18 protein-coding genes are annotated in these 16,658 nt (G+C 71.9%); 8 read left to right on the top strand and 10 right to left on the bottom strand.

Annotated elements, in window-relative coordinates:
- Nucleotides 1-28 precede the first annotated feature (28 nt).
- The 4 genes from BLU20_RS03365 to BLU20_RS03350 form a co-directional block, all read right to left on the bottom strand.
- The gene (locus BLU20_RS03365; RefSeq protein WP_083371597.1) at nt 29-1,501 is read right to left on the bottom strand and encodes a sugar porter family MFS transporter; all 1,473 of its coding nucleotides are present in this window, start codon (nt 1,499-1,501) and stop codon (nt 29-31) included.
- Nucleotides 1,502-1,654: 153 nt separating this feature from the next.
- Nucleotides 1,655-2,377 (bottom strand): hypothetical protein, encoded by a 723-nt coding sequence (locus BLU20_RS03360; protein WP_083371596.1) that lies wholly within the window; start codon nt 2,375-2,377, stop codon nt 1,655-1,657.
- Between the two features lies 1 nt (nt 2,378).
- Entirely contained in the window at nt 2,379-3,110 is a 732-nt protein-coding gene (locus tag BLU20_RS03355; protein ID WP_083371595.1) for a hypothetical protein, read from the bottom strand.
- On the bottom strand, nt 3,107-3,625 hold the full coding sequence (locus BLU20_RS03350) for an RNA polymerase sigma factor (RefSeq protein WP_172828997.1): 519 nt from the start codon (nt 3,623-3,625) through the stop codon (nt 3,107-3,109). The genes BLU20_RS03355 and BLU20_RS03350 overlap by 4 nt, the downstream gene beginning before the upstream one ends.
- 166 nt (nt 3,626-3,791) lie before the next feature.
- On the opposite strand from BLU20_RS03350, the gene BLU20_RS03345 reads away from it, so the two are divergent.
- Nucleotides 3,792-4,313 carry a gluconokinase gene (locus tag BLU20_RS03345; RefSeq protein ID WP_172828996.1) on the top strand — a complete coding sequence of 174 codons (522 nt, stop codon included), beginning with the start codon at nt 3,792-3,794 and terminating at the stop codon, nt 4,311-4,313.
- Here the strand turns inward: BLU20_RS03345 and BLU20_RS03340 are convergent.
- Nucleotides 4,310-5,410 carry a VIT1/CCC1 transporter family protein gene (locus tag BLU20_RS03340; protein ID WP_231959274.1) on the bottom strand — a complete coding sequence of 367 codons (1,101 nt, stop codon included), beginning with the start codon at nt 5,408-5,410 and terminating at the stop codon, nt 4,310-4,312. The two genes, BLU20_RS03345 and BLU20_RS03340, sit on opposite strands and share 4 nt — an antisense overlap.
- Nucleotides 5,411-5,787: 377 nt before the next feature.
- Between BLU20_RS03340 and BLU20_RS03335 the strand changes: the two genes are divergently transcribed.
- From BLU20_RS03335 to BLU20_RS03315, 5 genes are all read left to right on the top strand, one after another.
- The gene (locus BLU20_RS03335; protein WP_157270285.1) at nt 5,788-6,318 is read left to right on the top strand and encodes a hypothetical protein; all 531 of its coding nucleotides are present in this window, start codon (nt 5,788-5,790) and stop codon (nt 6,316-6,318) included.
- Nucleotides 6,315-6,686 (top strand): FKBP-type peptidyl-prolyl cis-trans isomerase, encoded by a 372-nt coding sequence (locus BLU20_RS03330; protein WP_029254084.1) that lies wholly within the window; start codon nt 6,315-6,317, stop codon nt 6,684-6,686. Before BLU20_RS03335 ends, BLU20_RS03330 begins: the two co-directional genes overlap by 4 nt.
- 168 nt (nt 6,687-6,854) lie before the next feature.
- A complete protein-coding gene (locus tag BLU20_RS03325; RefSeq protein WP_083371592.1) occupies nt 6,855-7,454 on the top strand; it encodes a ribonuclease H family protein in 600 nt (199 codons plus the stop codon).
- A 39-nt stretch (nt 7,455-7,493) separates the two neighbouring features.
- Entirely contained in the window at nt 7,494-8,459 is a 966-nt protein-coding gene (locus tag BLU20_RS03320) for a DNA-3-methyladenine glycosylase family protein (RefSeq protein ID WP_157270283.1), read from the top strand.
- A 114-nt stretch (nt 8,460-8,573) separates the two neighbouring features.
- Entirely contained in the window at nt 8,574-9,407 is an 834-nt protein-coding gene (locus BLU20_RS03315) for an aldo/keto reductase (RefSeq protein WP_083371591.1), read from the top strand.
- Between the two features lie 63 nt (nt 9,408-9,470).
- Here the strand turns inward: BLU20_RS03315 and BLU20_RS03310 are convergent, their stop codons facing one another.
- Together BLU20_RS03310 and BLU20_RS03305 are read right to left on the bottom strand one after the other, a co-directional pair.
- Nucleotides 9,471-10,163, bottom strand: coding sequence for a DsbA family oxidoreductase (locus BLU20_RS03310; RefSeq protein ID WP_083371590.1), 693 nt, complete (start codon nt 10,161-10,163; stop codon nt 9,471-9,473).
- A 28-nt stretch (nt 10,164-10,191) separates the two neighbouring features.
- Nucleotides 10,192-10,863, bottom strand: a complete 672-nt coding sequence (locus BLU20_RS03305; RefSeq protein ID WP_083371589.1) for an MOSC domain-containing protein — start codon at nt 10,861-10,863, stop codon at nt 10,192-10,194.
- Nucleotides 10,864-10,951: 88 nt separating this feature from the next.
- Here BLU20_RS03305 and BLU20_RS03300 point away from each other — a divergent pair, with 88 nt between their 5' ends.
- Nucleotides 10,952-12,958, top strand: a complete 2,007-nt coding sequence (locus tag BLU20_RS03300) for an MDR family MFS transporter (protein ID WP_083371588.1) — start codon at nt 10,952-10,954, stop codon at nt 12,956-12,958.
- A 25-nt stretch (nt 12,959-12,983) separates the two neighbouring features.
- Here BLU20_RS03300 and BLU20_RS03295 read toward each other — a convergent pair whose 3' ends face one another.
- The gene (locus tag BLU20_RS03295) at nt 12,984-13,646 is read right to left on the bottom strand and encodes a response regulator transcription factor (protein WP_197675411.1); all 663 of its coding nucleotides are present in this window, start codon (nt 13,644-13,646) and stop codon (nt 12,984-12,986) included.
- Between the two features lie 35 nt (nt 13,647-13,681).
- Nucleotides 13,682-14,950: a sensor histidine kinase gene (locus BLU20_RS03290; protein ID WP_083371587.1), complete on the bottom strand. Its 1,269-nt coding sequence runs from the start codon at nt 14,948-14,950 to the stop codon at nt 13,682-13,684.
- 184 nt (nt 14,951-15,134) lie between these two features.
- Here BLU20_RS03290 and BLU20_RS03285 point away from each other — a divergent pair, with 184 nt between their 5' ends.
- Nucleotides 15,135-15,869: a DUF4352 domain-containing protein gene (locus BLU20_RS03285; protein WP_083371586.1), complete on the top strand. Its 735-nt coding sequence runs from the start codon at nt 15,135-15,137 to the stop codon at nt 15,867-15,869.
- Between the two features lie 83 nt (nt 15,870-15,952).
- On the opposite strand, the gene BLU20_RS03280 is transcribed toward BLU20_RS03285, so the two are convergent.
- Nucleotides 15,953-16,609 (bottom strand): biliverdin-producing heme oxygenase, encoded by a 657-nt coding sequence (locus BLU20_RS03280; protein ID WP_083371585.1) that lies wholly within the window; start codon nt 16,607-16,609, stop codon nt 15,953-15,955.
- Between the last annotated feature and the right edge of the window lie 49 nt (nt 16,610-16,658).

Here is a 16,658-nt window from a genome sequence, read left to right as displayed (position 1 = left end):
GCGGCGTTCGTGCGTCAGGAGAGCCGGGTCAGGAGTCGGCGGCGTCCCCCATCGTGGACTCGACGAACTTGCCACGCTTGACCTGGACGTCGTCGCGCATCGCCTCGAGCTCCATCCCCTTGGTCTCGGGGACCCGGAAGTACACGAAGACCAGCGAGAGGACCGCCATCGCCGCGTAGAACCCGTAGGCGAACGTCAGCGAGAAGGACGCCATCGCGGGGAACGTCATCGTGATGGCGAAGTTCGCGAGCCACTGGGCCGCGGCGGCGACCGCGAGCGCCGTCGCACGGATCCGGTTGGGGAACATCTCGCCGAGCAGCACCCAGACGATGGGGCCCCAGGTGGCACCGAAGAAGACGACGAAGGCGTTGGCCCCGACCACGGCGACGGTGTCCCAGTTGCCGCTGAACGCGACGTCGTCGCCGGTCCCGGTGGCCTGGGAGAACGCGATCGCCATGAGGCCGAGCGAGATCGCCATGCCGGTGGACCCGACGAGGAGCATGAGTCGGCGTCCGACGCGGTCGACGAGCATGATCGCGACGATCGTGACGACGATGTTGGTCACCGACGTGATCGTCGAGGTGAGGAACGCCTGGTCTGAGTCGAACCCGACGGACTGCCAGAGCGTCGTCGAGTAGTAGAAGATCACGTTGATGCCGACGAACTGCTGGAACACGGAGAGCAGGATGCCGGTCCAGACGATCGGCTTGAGCCCGAACGCGGACCCGCGCAGGTCGCCGAGCGACTGCTTGTCCTCGATGTGCAGGGTCTCGCGGATCTCGTCGATCTTGTGGTCGACGTCCTGCTCGCCCGAGAAGGTTCGTAGCACGTCGGCCGCCTCCTCGTCGCGTCCCTTGTTGACGAGGTAGCGCGGCGACTCGGGGAGGCGGAGGGCGGCGAGTCCGTAGATCGTGGCGGGCACGATCTCGACGAGGAACATCCAGCGCCACGCCTCCTGGCCCAGCCACAACTGCTCACCGGCACCGCCGGCGACGCCCTGCAGGAGCTGGTCGGAGAGGAGCGCCGCGAAGATGCCGAGCACGATCGCCATCTGCTGCAGCGAGCCGAGACGCCCGCGGAACTTCGACGGCGAGACCTCGGCGATGTACGCGGGGGCGATCACGGACGCGGCACCGATGGCCAGACCGCCGATGATGCGCCAGAGCATCAGGTCGTAGGCACCGACGGCCAGGCCCGAGCCGAGCGCGGAGACGATGAAGAGGATGGCGGCCAGCACCATGACGCGGATGCGTCCGTACTTGTCGGCCAGCGAGCCTGCGAACCAGGCGCCAACGGCGCAACCGAGGAGGGCCGAGGCGACGACGAAGCCCGCGAAGGTGTCGTTGCTCATCCCGAAGTCTTCGCGGAGGGCGTCGACGGCACCGTTGATCACGGACGAGTCGAACCCAAAGAGGAACCCGCCGAGCGCGGCTCCGATACTGATCCCGACGACGCGCCTGTTCAGTCGCGTGGTCTGTACACCCCCGGGTGAATCGCTCACCGTACGCCTCCTCGTTCGTGCGTGGGCCTTGTCGGCCCCTGCTCCGTCGAACACTAACGGGGGGCTATTCCGCTCGCCTGGGGAGAACTTGTGAGCCTCGCCATGGTGGTTCTCACCAGATCTCCCCAGGTCCGGGCGGTCCTGGGCGTCGCGTCAGAGCAGCGCGCAGACGGAGCCGGCCTTGGTGTGGCCCCACGTGACGTCGCGCCAGAAGGTCGCGTTGTAGCCGCTGTTCTGGGTCTGGTAGAACCACGTGCTCAGCGTCTGCCCGGCGCTCAGCGAGCGCTCGGAGGACGTCGCCCGGGTGCTCCCGGTCGGGCACCCGCTCGCCGAGGGTGAGATCTGGTAGAGCCGGACGAACCCGCGGGTCGAGCTCGACGCCGTGTACGTGCCCCGGATCGTGCTGCCCGAGTCGGAGATGCAGATCTTCCCGCCGGAGACGTACGCACAGCGGTTGCCGGAGGCGAGCCGGGCCTGCGGTGCCGCGTCGATCCCGCGGGCGGGTTTGGCGGCGGCCTCCGCGGCCTCATCGCCGCAGTCCTCCACGGCCCGGACGACGGGCATCGCCAGGTCGGCCGGCGCCCCGATCTGCGCGTTGGCGTCGGCGTCCACGACGAGCTCGACCGACGACTCGACCACCGTGCACCCCGGTGACGGGTCGTCGGCCCGCAGGCGCGCGTCGTTGGTGACGGCCTGCGCCCAGGCCCGCCACTCGGCGTCGGCGGACTCCGCGGTCGGCACGCCCGGGATCGGCTCGCCCTGCGACGGCGAGCTCCCGTCCACGTCGGCGGGCGCGGGCCCGGAGGCCGCCCCCGCGACCGTGGGCGTCAGCACGAGCGCTACGGCTGCGGTCAGTGCGGTCAGTGTCTTTCGCATGTCACTCCATCGTGGTCTGCTCTGCGGGAACGGTGACGACGGTGCTGTCGGTCACCACGGTGATGCTGTCAGCGGGACTGGTTCCCGGCCACCAGGCCGTGAACCACCCGTCCTGCACGGTCGCCTCGACGACGAGGCCCGCCTCGTTCTCGACGCTGACCTCGGTCACGGCGTCGCCGACGGCACCGACGACGGAGACGACCTCCCCGTCACCGGCGCCCCAGGCCTGCGCCCCGGCGTCGTAGACCTCGACGTCGTCCGGCCCGGCGGGAGCCGGAAGCGCCCCCGTGGTGGAGGTCCCCGCGGTCGGCACGTCGCTGCCGGTCAGGCACTGGGCGATCCGACCGTCGTCGGCATAGACCGCCAGGACGTAGGAGCCACGCTGCTCGAGGACCCGCTCCGTCCCGCCCTCGGCCGCGGCGGGCGCGCACTGTGTCTCGGCCGTCGCGAGCGCCGACGCCGTCGCCGCCGAGGGGGTCGCCTCCCAGGTCGCGTAGGCGACGGTGCCCGACGGGCCGAGCACGGCGACGCCGACGAACACGAGTGCGACGGCGGCCGCACCGGCCGCGGCCACGGCGGCCGGACGACGTCGTGGGACCGGGCGGGGCTCGGGGACGGGCTGGGCGACGGTCCGTGCGAGCAGCGCACGCGCGGGCAGCGCGTCCGGGTCGGCGACCACGTCACGCGCAGGGTCGCTGGCAGCGAGTGCCTGCAGGACGGGTGAGTCGTTCATGATCGTGCCCCCTGAACATCGGCCCGCCGCGTCGTCGCGGCGAGCATCGTGCTGAGTCGGCGTCGCGCCCGGTGCAGCCGGACGAGGTACGCCCTGGAGGAGCAGCCGAGAACCTGAGCGGCCTCGGCGGTCTCGAGCTCTTCCCAGACGGCCAGGGAGAGCACCTCCTGGTCGGCGGCGCGCAGGCGACCGAACGCCTCCACGACGTCGGTACGGAGCGCGACCTCGTCGGCGAGGTCGGACGGCGGCAGGGGGGGCTCGGCGTCCATGCGGATCTGGAGGGACTCCCAGCGTCCGAGCCCGCGCAGCTGGGTGCGCATGACGTTGTAGGCGATGGCGAAGAGCCAGGGCCGCACGTGCGTGGGCTCGGGGTCGAAGCGCCGCCAGGCGGTCGCGAAGGTGTCGGCGACGACGTCGTCGACGATCCGGGACGGAGCACGACGGGCGACGAACCGGGTCAGCTCGCCGTAGTGGGCGCGGAACGCCTCGCTGAACCGCTCCTCGCGGTCGCCCATCGCCTGTCCCTCTCGGTCGGTGTACCCCTGCTCCCCCTGCGTTGCCGGCACCGGCGTCGTGGTTACACCCCGCTGTCGAGAAATCTCAGGACCCATCCTGCGGACACTCTAGGCAACCTGCGGCAATCGGTCCGGTACGGCCGCGCACGCGTGCTATCCAGGGAGGATGACCGTCGAACACCTCGTCCTCATGGGCGTCGCAGGCTCGGGCAAGACCACCGTCGCGGAGATCCTCACGGAGCGGACCGGCCGGCCGTACGCCGAGGCGGACGACTTCCACCCGGCGGAAAACGTCGCGAAGATGCAGGCCGGGACACCGCTGGACGACGCCGACCGGGCACCCTGGCTCGCCGCGATGCGCGACTGGCTGACGGCGCAGGCGGACGCCGGCCGGTCCACGGTCGTCACGTGCTCGGCACTGCGCCGCCCCTACCGAGACACCCTCCGCGAGGCGCGCGGACGCGTGCGGTTCGTCCACCTCGACGGCTCCCCCGACCTCCTCGCCGAGCGGATCGGCGCGCGCGCCGGGCACTTCATGGGCGCCGGGATGCTGGCCTCCCAGCTCGAGACGCTCGAGCCCCTCGACCCGGACGAAGACGGCATCCGCCTCGACGTCGCGGCGGCACCGCACGAGCTGGCCGACGCCGCGCTCGCGCCCCGGGACAGCGGGTCGTCACCGACGGACTAGCCGACCGTCACGCCGAACACGAGTCCCAGCCCGTACGTGACGGCGGCGGCCCCCAGCCCGATCGCGAGCTGACGCAGCGCCCGCGTCACGGGCGAGGTGCCCGAGAGCAGCCCCGTCGTCGCGCCGGTGAGGATCAGCGCCACGCTGACCAGGCCCGTCGCGGTCAGCACCGCAGCGATCCCCGTCATGCCGAACAAGTACGGCACCACCGGGATCAGCGCGCCGGAGGCGAAGAAGCAGAAGCTCGACCAGGCAGCGCCCCAGGCGGTGCCGTGGGTCTCGTGGTCGTCATCCGTACCGGCCGGGACGATCGGCCGACCGGTCGCCGCGAGCATCTCGGCGGCGTGGGCCTCGGCCTCCTCGGGCGCCATGCCGCGCGCCCGGTAGACGAGCGCGAGCTCGTTGGCGTCGACGTCCAGGCGTCCGACGGCGGCGCTCGCCTCGGGATCGGGCGTCGAGGCGTCGAGCAGCTCGCGCTGGGAGCGCACGGAGACGAACTCCCCCGCCGCCATCGACAGCGCGCCGGCGAGCAGGCCCGTGAGCCCGGAGATCAGGACCGTCGCGGCCCCGGCACCCGCCGCGCCGATGCCGAGCACGAGCGCGAGGTTGGAGACGAGTCCGTCGTTGGCCCCGAAGACGGCGGCGCGGAACGTGCCGGAGAGGCGGTTGCGGCCCCGCGTTGCGAGCCCGCGGACCACCTCGGCGTGGATCTGCTCGTCCGCCGCCATCGCGTCCGTCGCGTCGACGTCGGCGGCGTACTCCGACCGCCCCTCCGCCCGCTGTGCCAGGGCCAGGACGAAGACCCCGCCGAACCGCCGCGCGAGCCACGCGAGACCGCGGCTGCGCCAGTCGCCCCGCTGCGGCCGGCCCACGTCGTCGCCCAGCAGGTCGATCCAGTGCTGGGCGTGACGCCCCTCCGCGTCCGCGAGCGCCAGCAGGATGTCGCGCTCCTCCCCCGTGCGCCGGGACGCGAGGTCCGTGTACACCCCCGCCTCGGCGCGCTCGTCGGCGAGGTACCGGCGCCAGCGCTTCACGTCGGCGGGCGTGCGGGAGCCGTTGCCGGACAGGCGCGGGTCGGTGGATCGGTCGTCGCTCACCCCTCCAGTGTCTGACTTTCGGCCCCGACGTGCGTTCGGTCGTCCACACTCTTCGGTTCGCCGGGCCCGACGGATCGACCTACCGGCCCACGGGTGCGCACGAGCGACGGTTCCGCCCGCCGATGTCGTACTGCGCCGCGTCGCGCGGGCCTCGGTGGACAGCGCCGGATGATTGTCTGGTTTGTGATCTCATGAGGGGCCGGAACACGACCCCGAGGTCAGTCGTCCGCGCTCTGTCCGGCACGTTGAGAGGCGTCGAGATGTTCGGTTCGGTTCGTTCCCAGGGTGTGCGCGACGCGCGCAGCGGTGGACTCGAACGACCTTTCCCGAGCGCATTGCTGGCAGCGGCGCTCGGCGCGGGCCTGCTCGCGGGATGCATGGCCGACGATCCGTGCGATCGGCCCGCCCCGTCTCTTCTCGACGCCTACGCCGATCGCCTGCTACCTGAGACGGCGGCGGTGTGGCCCGCGGTCGAGGGCGACGGGGCGTACATCTCTTCCTTCACGGTTCTCGAGGACGAGTTCGGGTACTCAGCAGCTCTCGGTGTGCCACGGGCCGACGGGCGCGTGGAGTCCGTGGAGGCGTGCGTGGCTCTCGCGCGCAGCGCCGCGCACCACGTGTGCGGCATCGACGGTGAGGTACCTTTCCAGGTTCGCGAGATCGAAGGTATGCCGCTGACCGTCCTCGTCTTCGGCGACGACGACGGCGTCACCTTCACCGAGGAGCGCGACGACTCGATCCTCGCGCACGATGCGCAGGTCTGGGTCCTTGCGGACGACGGACGTCGAGCACCCGTGGTCGATCACGACGGGTCCACCACCTGCGCTCCGCCCTTCGACGGCGAGAACCACCCTCTCGCCTGTCACGCTTGCGCCGCGGACGGCGGGCGGGGTTGGATCGCACCATGACTGCTGACCTGACCCGTCCCGAGATCGACGCCCCCGAGGGCCCCGCACCCACCGACCTGGAGGTCGTCGACGTCGTCGTGGGCGACGGCGAGGAGGCCCAGCCGGGCGCGACCGTCACGATCCACTATCTCGGCGCGGAGTACGAGTCCGGCGAGGAGTTCGACTCGTCCTGGAGCCGCGGCGAGCCCATCGAGTTCCCCCTCGCCCGTCTGATCCCGGGCTGGCAGCGCGGGGTGCCGGGCATGAAGGTGGGCGGGCGTCGCAAGCTCGTCGTCCCGCCGTCGTTGGCCTACGGCCCCGCGGGCGCCGGCCACCGCCTCTCCGGCAAGACCCTGATCTTCGTGATCGACCTGCTCGGCACCCGCTGAGCAACGCCCGGGCGTCCGACGCCGCCCGGGTCCACACGTCCTGTGCGCACGACGGCGGCCCGCCCGGGTCGCCGTCGTCGTCGTTTCTGTGATCTGTGGGTGCGATCAGGCACAATGCACCGTGGTAGGTGGACTCCGGTCCACGAAGCCCGAACCTTGAGGTCAACCGTGATCACTGTCAGTACGGACGGATCGTGCCTCCGCAATCCAGGTGGCGCGGTCGGGTGGGCCTGGATCAACCACGACGGGACGTTCGACGCCGGTGGTGCAGCCTCCGGGACCAACCAGACCGCGGAGCTGACGGCTCTGCTCGAGGCCGTCCGCGCTCATCCGGGCGCCGAGCCGTTGATGATCGAGTCGGACTCGCAGTACGCGATCAAGTGCGCCTCCGAGTGGCTCGAGGGCTGGCGCCGCAAGGGGTGGAAGACGGCGAGCGGGAGCCCCGTCAAGAATCTTGAGCTGGTGCAGTCGATCGACCGCGCGATCTCCGAGCGCGAGGGCCCGGTGCGGTTCCGTTGGGTGCGTGGCCACGTCGGCAACCCGTTCAACGAGCGCGCCGACCAGCTCGCGGGGCACGCTGCCCAGGACTGGGCGTCGGGGCGGGGAGACCTGGACGCCGTCTTCGGCGAGGCCTCCCCGCTCGTCGAGGGCGCGACGTCGCGCCGCCCGAGCTCTGCCCGCGAGGAGGTCGCCGTGACCACCGGTACCAAGGCCGCCACGGAACGCCCCGCGGAGCCCGCCTGGTCGAACGGCACGCTCTTCGACTGAGTCGCTCACGCGCAGACCTCCGACGGACGGACCAGACCGGTGAGCTCGACGCACAGCCCCGACGCGGAGGTCCGGCACGTCTCCGACCGCCCGCTGAGCCTCGGTGACACGCTCGGTCTGCTCGCCCGCGGACCGTACGACCCCGTGCAACGCCGCCTGGACGGGACAGTCTGGCGCACCGCCCTGCTCCCGTCCGGCCCCGTGACCACGGCGCTGGTCGCGGACGGCCCGCGCTCCGCCGTCGTGCGGGCGTGGGGTCCGGGCGCCGAGGAGGCGATCCACCGGGTCCCCACGCTGCTCGGCGAGCTCGACGACGCGACGACGTTCACGCCCCCGGCCCCGGTCCGGGAGGCACACCATCAGCACCCCGGCCTGCGGATCCCGCGGACGGACGAGGTCGCCCAGGCGTTCGTCGGCGCGATCCTGGACCAGCGTGTGACGAGCATCGAGGCGTTCGGCGCCTGGGGACGGCTGGTCCGCCGCTTCGGCACGCCGGCCCCGGGCCCCGCGCCGGACGGGATGCGCGTCGCCCCGGCCGCCGCCGACTGGGCACGGATCCCCACCTGGGAGTGGCAGCAGGCCGGCGTGGACCCCGGACGCGCCCGGACCGTCACCTCGGCGATGGCCCGGGCCGCCTCGCTCGAGCGCCTCGGCAGCCTGCCCGCCGCGGAGGCGCAGGAGCGCCTGACGTCGCTGCCGGGCGTGGGTCGCTGGACGGCGTCGGAGGTGGCGTGCCGCGCCTGGGGGGACGCTGACGTGGTGCCGGTGGGCGACTTCCACGTCGCCTACGGGGTGGTGCACGCCTTCACCGGGGAGCACGTCCCGCGCCCCGGACCCGGGGTCCGGACCACGGGGCTCGCACCGGCAGACGCGCAGATGCTGGAGCTGCTCGAGCCCTCGCGACCCCACCGGTTCCGCGTGCTGCGGCTCCTCGCCCTGTCCGGCCGGGGGGAGCGTCCGCGCCGCGGTCCGCGGGCCGCACCCCCGACGCACCTGCGCCACTGACCTCGCCGCCACGCGACGTCGTTATTCCCCCGTTCGCCCGTAGCGTCACCGCTGGCGAGCGCGCGGTCGGCCTGACAGGTTGGGACGTACCGCAACGACTTTGGAGGTCGACGCATGACTGTCCCCATGATCACGCTCAACAACGGTGTGCAGATCCCCCAGCTCGGCTTCGGCACGTACCAGATCCCGCCCGAGGACACCGCCGACGCGGTCGCCACGGCGCTCAAGGCGGGCTACCGCCACATCGACACCGCCGAGATGTACGGCAACGAGGCGGGCGTCGGCGAGGCCGTGCGCAACTCCGGCCTGGACCGCAGCGAGGTCTTCGTCACGAGCAAGCTCAACAACGGCTTCCACGACTACGACGACGCGCTGGCCGCGATGGACCAGACGCTCGCCGACCTCGGTCTCGACTACGTCAACCTCTTCCTGATCCACTGGCCGCTGCCCGAGGTCGGAGACTTCACCGAGACGTGGCGCGCGATGGAGGAGATGTACCGCCAGGGCAAGGCCCGCGCGATCGGCGTCTCGAACTTCCAGCCGCACCACCTCAACAAGCTGCTCGACTCGGGCACGGTGGTTCCCGCCGTCAACCAGATCGAGGTGCACCCGTACTTCGTTCAGAGCGACGTGCGCGAGGCGAACGCCGGCCACGACATCGTGACCGAGGCCTGGTCGCCGATCGCCCAGGGCAAGGTGCTGGACGACCCGACGGTCGTGCGCATCGCCGAGCGCCTGGAGCGCACCCCTGCCCAGGTGGTCCTGCGCTGGCACATCGAGCGCGGCGACGTCGTGTTCCCCAAGTCGGCGACGCCGAAGCGCATCGAGGAGAACTTCGCTCTCTTCGACTTCGAGCTCACCGACGCCGACCGGGCGGACATCACGGCCCTCGACAAGGGCGAGCGGATCGGCCCGAACCCGGACGAGTTCAACTACGTCCCGAGCTAGTCACCCCGCACGGACAGGCGCCCCCGTCGACCTCGGTCGGCGGGGGCGCGGTCGTGCTCGGTGCTAGATCGCGCAGCCGTCCGGTCCGCAGGCCTCGGCGTTCGAGGTGCCCGGGACGGTCTGCAGCGTCGGCGGGGCGACCTGGGCGAGCACGTCGCGGAAGACCTCGGGCGACTGTGCCCCCGAGACGCCGTACTTGCCGTCGAAGACGAAGAACGGCACGCCCTGGATCCCGTAGGCCCGCGCCTGGGCGATGTCTGCCTGCACGGCGTCCGCGTACGTCCCGGCCTCGAGAACCTCGCGGGTCTCGTCGGCGTCCAGCCCGACGTCGGCCGCGAGCGCCACGAGCTCGTCGACCTTGCCGACGTGGCGGCCCTCGACGAAGTAGGCGCTGAGCAGCCGCTCCTTCATCTCGAGCTGCACGCCCTTGGACAGCGCGTGGTGCAGGAGCTGGTGGGCCGCGAGGGTCTTGGTCTGGTGGACGTCGTCGAAGTGGTAGTCGAGCCCTTCGGCGGCGGCCAGCTCGGTCATCTGCCCGAGCATCTGCTCGACCTGGGGCAGCGGCATGCCCTTGTGGTGGGCGAGGAAGTCCGCGGCGGTGCCCTCGAAGTCGACGGGCGTGTCGGGGGCGAGCTCGAACGAGTGGTAGGTGATCTCGACGTCTCCGTCGTGGTCGGCGAGCGCCGTCTCGAGGCGGCGCTTGCCGACGTAGCACCAGGGGCAGGCGATGTCTGACCAGATATCAATAGTTGTCACGGCAACGACAACGGCATGCGGACGTGCGTCATTCCCGGGCCGCGGCGCGGGCCAGCGCCTTCTGCGCCTTCTCCTCGATCTCGTCGGTCAGGCGGACCGCGCCCTGCGCGTGGGCGTCGAGGAGCGCACGCGCCACCTCCGGGTCGCCGCCGCCGGAGCTGGCGCGGAACCAGTCCGAGATCCGCACGCCGTGCTCGGGCCGGTGCTCGACGACGACGTCGTCCCCCGCCTGCACGACGCCGGGGGTCAGCACCCGCAGGTAGCAGCCCGTCCGGTTCGCCTCGGTGAAGCGCCGCACCCACTTCTCCTCACCGAGCCGCCGCGCGAACGTCGCACACGGCGTGCGGGCGTCCGTGACCTCGAGCAGCGCGGTGCCCACCCGCCAGCGTTCGCCGATCACGGCGTCGGACGTCTCGACCCCGTGGGTGCGCAGGTTCTCCCCGAACAGCCCGGGGACGACGTCGTAGCCGAGCTCGGCGGACCACCAGCCGGCGTCCTCGGCCGAGTAGGCGTAGACCGCCTGCTCCGGTCCGCCGTGGTGGTCGCGGTCCGCCTGGACGTCGGCGTAGAGCCCGAGCGGTCGGACCTTGACGGGGCCGTCGACCGGACGCTTGTCGATCGCGGTCACGCCGACGCTGCCCGGGTCGGGGACGAGCTGTGCGACGCGGCAGACGGCGAGGACGGTTCCCGGTGAGGTCATGGCCGAGATTCTCCCACCGGTTCCCCCTGCCGACGAGTGCTTTCCGTGGCAATCTGCCGTCGTAGGCCCTACTACCCGCCGGAGCGACATGTCAGCCCAGAGCACCGAGACGGCTCAGCTGCCTCAGCGTCAGATCTACCTCATCTTCGGCGGGCTGATGCTCGCGATGCTCCTGGCCGCGCTCGACCAGACCGTGGTCTCCACCGCGCTGCCGACGATCGTCTCGGACCTCGGCGGGGCCGAGCATCTGTCGTGGGTGGTCACGTCGTACATGCTCGCGTCGACGGCCACGACGGTGCTGTGGGGCAAGCTCGGCGACCTCTACGGCCGCAAGTGGCTGTTCATCATCTGCATCGTGATCTTCCTGATCGGCTCGATCCTCTCGGGCACGTCGCAGACGATGGGCCAGCTCATCGCCTGGCGTGCCGTGCAGGGCGCAGGCGGCGGCGGGCTGATGGTGCTCTCCCAGGCGATCATCGGCGACGTCGTCTCCCCCCGGGAGCGCGGCAAGTACCAGGGGTTCTTCGGTGCGGTCTTCGGCGTCTCGTCGGTCGCGGGACCGCTGCTCGGCGGGTTCTTCGTGGACAACCTGTCGTGGCGCTGGGTGTTCTACATCAACATCCCGATCGGGATCGTCGCGCTCATCGCCGTCGTGGCGGTGCTGCCGAAGATCACGCCGCGGGCCAAGCCGTCCATCGACTACGCGGGGATCATCCTGCTCGGCGCGATCGCGACGTCCCTCGTGCTGGTCACGAGCCTCGGCGGCACGACGTGGGACTGGAACTCGCCACAGATCTGGGGCCTGGCGATCTTCGGCGTCGCCGCCATCGGCGCCTTCGTCCTCGTGGAGCAGCGCGCGCCGGAGCCCGTGCTCCCCCTGCGCCTGTTCCGCAACAAGACCTTCTCCACGGCCGCGGTCGTCGGCTTCGTGATCGGGTTCGCGATGTTCGGCGCGATCACGTTCCTCCCTCTCTACCTGCAGCAGGTCAAGGGCTCGAGCCCGACGGCCTCCGGACTCGAGATGACCCCGATGATGGTCGGGATGCTCCTGACGTCGATCGGGTCCGGGCAGATCATCTCCCGCACCGGCCGCTACAAGGTCTTCCCGATCCTCGGCACCGCGATCACAGCCCTCGGGCTGTACCTGCTCTCGCTCATGGGCGTCGGGACCTCGACGCTCCAGGCGGGCCTGAGCATGTTCGTGCTCGGCGCCGGGCTCGGAATGGTGACGCAGGTGCTCGTGCTGTCGGTGCAGAACTCGGTCGAGTACCGCGACCTCGGCACGGCCACCTCGGGCGCGACGTTCTTCCGCACGATCGGATCCTCCGTGGGGGTCGCCGTCTTCGGGTCCGTGTTCGCGAACCGGCTCGAGGGCAACCTGCTGAGCGGGGCGCCGGACAGCGCCCAGGGTCCGTGCGCACCCGACGTGCTGGCGGCCAGCACCGCCGGGCTGGCCCAGTGCCCGGACGACGTCCAGACCTGGTTCACGCAGGCCTACGCCGACTCGCTGCACACCGTCTTCCTCTGGGCGGTGCCCGTGGCCGTCGTCGCGTTCCTGCTGACGTGGATGCTCCCCGAGGTCACCCTGCGCACTGCGACCAAGGACAGCGACGAGGCACAGAACGCCGGCCAGGCCGCGGGCGACACCTTCGCGCTGCCGTCGAGCCGGACCTCGTCCGAGGAGCTGCGGCTCATCCTCTGGCAGCGCGTCGGTGCACGTGACCCGCTGCGCGTCTACTCCGCGATCACCGGGGAGGTCGACCTCGACCCGGAGGAGTGCTGGATGGTCACGCGCGTCTCGCTCAAGGGCACCCGCTCGATTGCCACGATGGCCGAACGCGCCGAGGTCTCGGAGGCGACGGCCCGCAGCGTCGCCCTCGGCCTGGAGGCGCAGGGCCTCGTCAGCGTGGACGGCGACCGGGTCGACGCGACCGCAGCCGGGCACGAGGCCGCGGAGCGGATCCGCGCCGTCGAGCGCACCCACATCGAGCACCTCGTCTCCGAGTGGGAGGGCGAGCCCGAGGTCGACGCGCTCGTCGAGCACTTCACCGACAGCCTCCTGGAGGACGTACCGCCGTCACGACGCGCGGACTGAGCCGGGCCGGCGGGGTCAGGCCAGGTCAAGCCGTCACGGGGCCGAATCCCGCACGGTCGACGACGAGCGCGAGCTGCACCCGGTTCGTCGCGCCCACCTTGGTCATCGCCCGGTTCAGGTGGGTCTTGACGGTGGCCTCGCTGACGTAGGCGGTGGCGGCGATCTCCGCGTTGGACAGACCCTGCGCGACGGCGCACGCGAGCTCGTGCTCCCGGGCCGTCAGCGCGGCCATCTGCCGCTGGGCGTGGTCCCGCTCCGGAGCGCGCGGGTCGGCCGCGACACGCGCGACGACCGCCTTGGCCGCACGGGGCGAGAGCGTGCCGTCGCCGGCCGCGACCGCCGCCACCGCGCGCGAGATCTCGCCCGGGTCGGCGTCCTTGGCCAGGAACCCGGCGGCACCGGCCTGGATGGCGTCGATGACGGCGGCCTCGCTGCTGAAGGAGGTCATCGCGAGCACCGCGGGCGGCGTCGGGAGGCGGGTGACGGCCCGCGTCGCCGCGATCCCGTCCACACGTGCCATGTGCAGGTCCATCAGGACGACGTCGGGGTGGTGGGCCTGGATCCCCGGCACCACCTCGTCGCCGTCGGCCGCCGTCGCGACCACCTCGACGGTGCCGTCGGCACCGAGGATCGTCTCGAGCAACCTGCGCACCATCGGGTCGTCGTCGACGACCATCACCCTGATCACCCGCCGACCCTATCCGTGACCGGCGACATCCCCGGTCAGGCGGGGTCGACCGCCCACGGCAGGTGCGCGGTGACGACGAAGCGCCCGTCCTGGGCACCTGCCGAGAACGTGCCGCTAAGCGCCTCGCACCGCTCCTGCATGCCGACCAGTCCGGCGCCCGCGCCCGGCATCGTCGCCGAGGTCCCGTCCGCGGGCAGTGCGTTGCGGACGACCACGTCGACGCCCTGCCCGGGCCGTGCGCGGACGTCGACGTCCGCGCGTGCACCCGGCGCGTGCTTGACCACGTTCGTCAACGACTCCTGCACCACCCGGTAGACGGCGCGGTTCAGGGCGTCCGGCGCCTGCTCTGCCTCCTGGACGAAGACCGTGCCGGAGACGTCCAGCCCGGCCGACCGTGCGTCGTCGAGAAGCCTCGGCAGGTCCGCGAGCGCCGCCGGGGTGCCCGCGTAGTGCTCGGCCCCGGCACGCAGGGAATGGATGAGGCCGTGCATCTCGTCGAGGGCGGTGCGCGCGGAGGTCCGCATGGACCGTGCCGCCTCGCCGACGGCGTCGTCGTCGCTGCCGACCTCGAGCGCCGAGGCGTGCAGGGACAGGACCGACAGGTGGTGGGCGACGGTGTCGTGCATCTCGCGGGCGATCAGGTCGCGCTCCTCCTGCCGGCTGAGCTCGGTGCGCATGAACGCGGCCTCGGTGGTGAGGGTGTCGGCGCGCGTGGCCTCGGCGGCGGCGAGTCCGCGGGCCTCCGCGGCGTTGGCGGCGTACCGGCGCAGGAGCCCCACGCCGGTGGCGACGGCAATCGCCACGAGTGCGAGGATGACGTAGCCGATCCACGTCATCGACGAGTAGGTGCCGTCCGACGACGTCGCCGACCAGATCACCTGGCTGCCGGTCCGGCCTCCGTCGCGCCGGAGCGACGCCGCCGTGGCGAGCAACGTCGCGCCGCCTGCGACCAGGATCGGCCGCACCGGGTGTCGGCGAACCACCCAGCTGAACGCGATCAGCGCTCCCAGCGAGCCGATCGGCAGGACGACACCCAGGGCGGCCGCCCCGAGGCACACGAGGAGCGGGTACCGCCGCCGCCAGAGCATCGACGTCGCGACGAGGGCCGCCGCGCTGAAGCCGACGACCGCGGCCAGGATCTCGACGTCGCCCTCGGCCGGCTGCTCCAACGCCGCGTTCAGCATCGACCAGAACCACACGCTCGCGACCGCGAAGCCCGTCCCGATCTTGCCCAACGCGCGCCGTTCGGCGCCCTGCGCTGCGGTGGGGGCCTTGGCGGGCGGCGCCCAGTGATCGGGATGCATGGCCGCGAGCCTACGCAGGCCCACCGACTCCGTCGTCCACCGTCCGGCTGGTGCCGGGCCGCCGAACGTCAACCGTCCGGCTACCCGGTCCGAGCCGGTCGGGCGACGCGGCCGTGGACCCCGGCCGAGCAGGATCGGTGGTGTTCGCAATCGTCCTGCACGACGCACCGACCGAGGAGTCATCATGACCGTTCCCACCGAGCCCACCGGGCCCACCCAGAAGCAGTCCGCCCCCGAGCAGCCGCCGTTCGCCCCGCAGAACCCCGCACCGGTCGCCACGAAGTCCTGGTTCGCCCGGCACAAGATCCTGACCGGGATCGGCGGGGTGATCGTCCTGATCATCGCCGTCAACGTGCTCGGCGGCGGCGGGGACGACGGCGACGTCGCCGCGACGACGGGCGACGCCACCGCGGTCGAGGAGTCGGCCGTCGAGTCCGAGGACGCCGCGGCCGACACGGCCGACACTGCGGACGCCGAGGACGCCCCGAAGGAGGAGGCCCCGAAGGAGGAGCCGGCCGAGACCACCCCGGGGATCGGCGACGCCGTCCGCGACGGCAAGTTCGAGTTCACCGTCACCGGGGTCGAGACCGGCGTGGCGTCGGTCGGGAACGAGTACCTCAGCCAGGAGGCGCAGGGCCAGTACGTCCTGGTGTCGATGAGCGTCGAGAACATCGGCGACGAGTCGCAGTACTTCTTCGGCGACAACCAGTCCCTGACCGACACCGAGGGGCGCACCCACTCAGCCGACAGCTCGGCCTCGATCTACCTCGAGGAGTCCGACAGCCTCGCCACCGAGATCAACCCCGGCAACTCCGTCGACGGGATCGTGGCCTTCGATGTCCCCGCCGACGCGGTCCCAGCGACGATCGACCTGCACGACTCGGCGTTCTCCGGCGGCATCGTGGTCACGCTCAAGTGATCTGAACCGCGCCGGCCCGGTGCGTGCAGACCGTCCGATCGTCCGGACGGTCCGTGCGTGCCGGGCCTCCGTGCGTCACGGCGTCAGCAGTGCACGGCCCCCAGGTCGGCGAAGACCGCGCTGTTGAGGCGGAACGCGACGCAGGCCTCGGCGACGGTCCGCTCGACCTCCGCCGCGGTGAGCGGCAGCGCGTCGAGGCGCTCGCGGTACAGGTCCTTGAACGGCTTGGCCTTCGGGATCTCGGGGAACGTGTAGAACGCCAGGCCCTCCGGCCCGAGCCCGTAGTGCCGCTCGAGCATGCGCTTGACGATCTGCCCGCCCGAGAGGTCGCCGAGATACCGGGTGTAGGCGTGCGCGGCGTACAGCGCGACGTCGTCCCCCAGGTCCGAGAGCGCCGCCACGTAGGCGCGGGTCGCCGGGCGGATCGTCACGGCACGCTGCCACTCGGGGCCGAGGAGGAACGTCAGGTCCTGCTCGATCGCCGTCGTCCGCTCGAGCTCGTCGAAGACCAGCGACGCCCCGGCGGGGTGGACGCCGACCCTGGCGCTCGCCGCCTCCAGGGCCCCGTAGATCGCCCACTGCTGCGCCGCGAGGTCGGCATAGGCCGCCACGGTGAGCTGCCCGGACATCAGCGCCTCGATGAACCCGGTGGACTCCGCCTTCCCGTGCTCGGCACGTGTTCCCTCCCGCAGGCTCGCCGAGAGCGTCGGGCGGTCGGTCAGGGTTGCTGCGGGGGACATGGCGCCTCCGGGGTGGCAGGACGTGGAACTGACGGCACGTCAGCACCCT

This window comes from Paraoerskovia marina (assembly GCF_900105445.1).
Lineage (GTDB): Bacteria > Actinomycetota > Actinomycetes > Actinomycetales > Cellulomonadaceae > Paraoerskovia > Paraoerskovia marina.
This window is presented reverse-complemented; position numbering and strand designations above follow the sequence as displayed.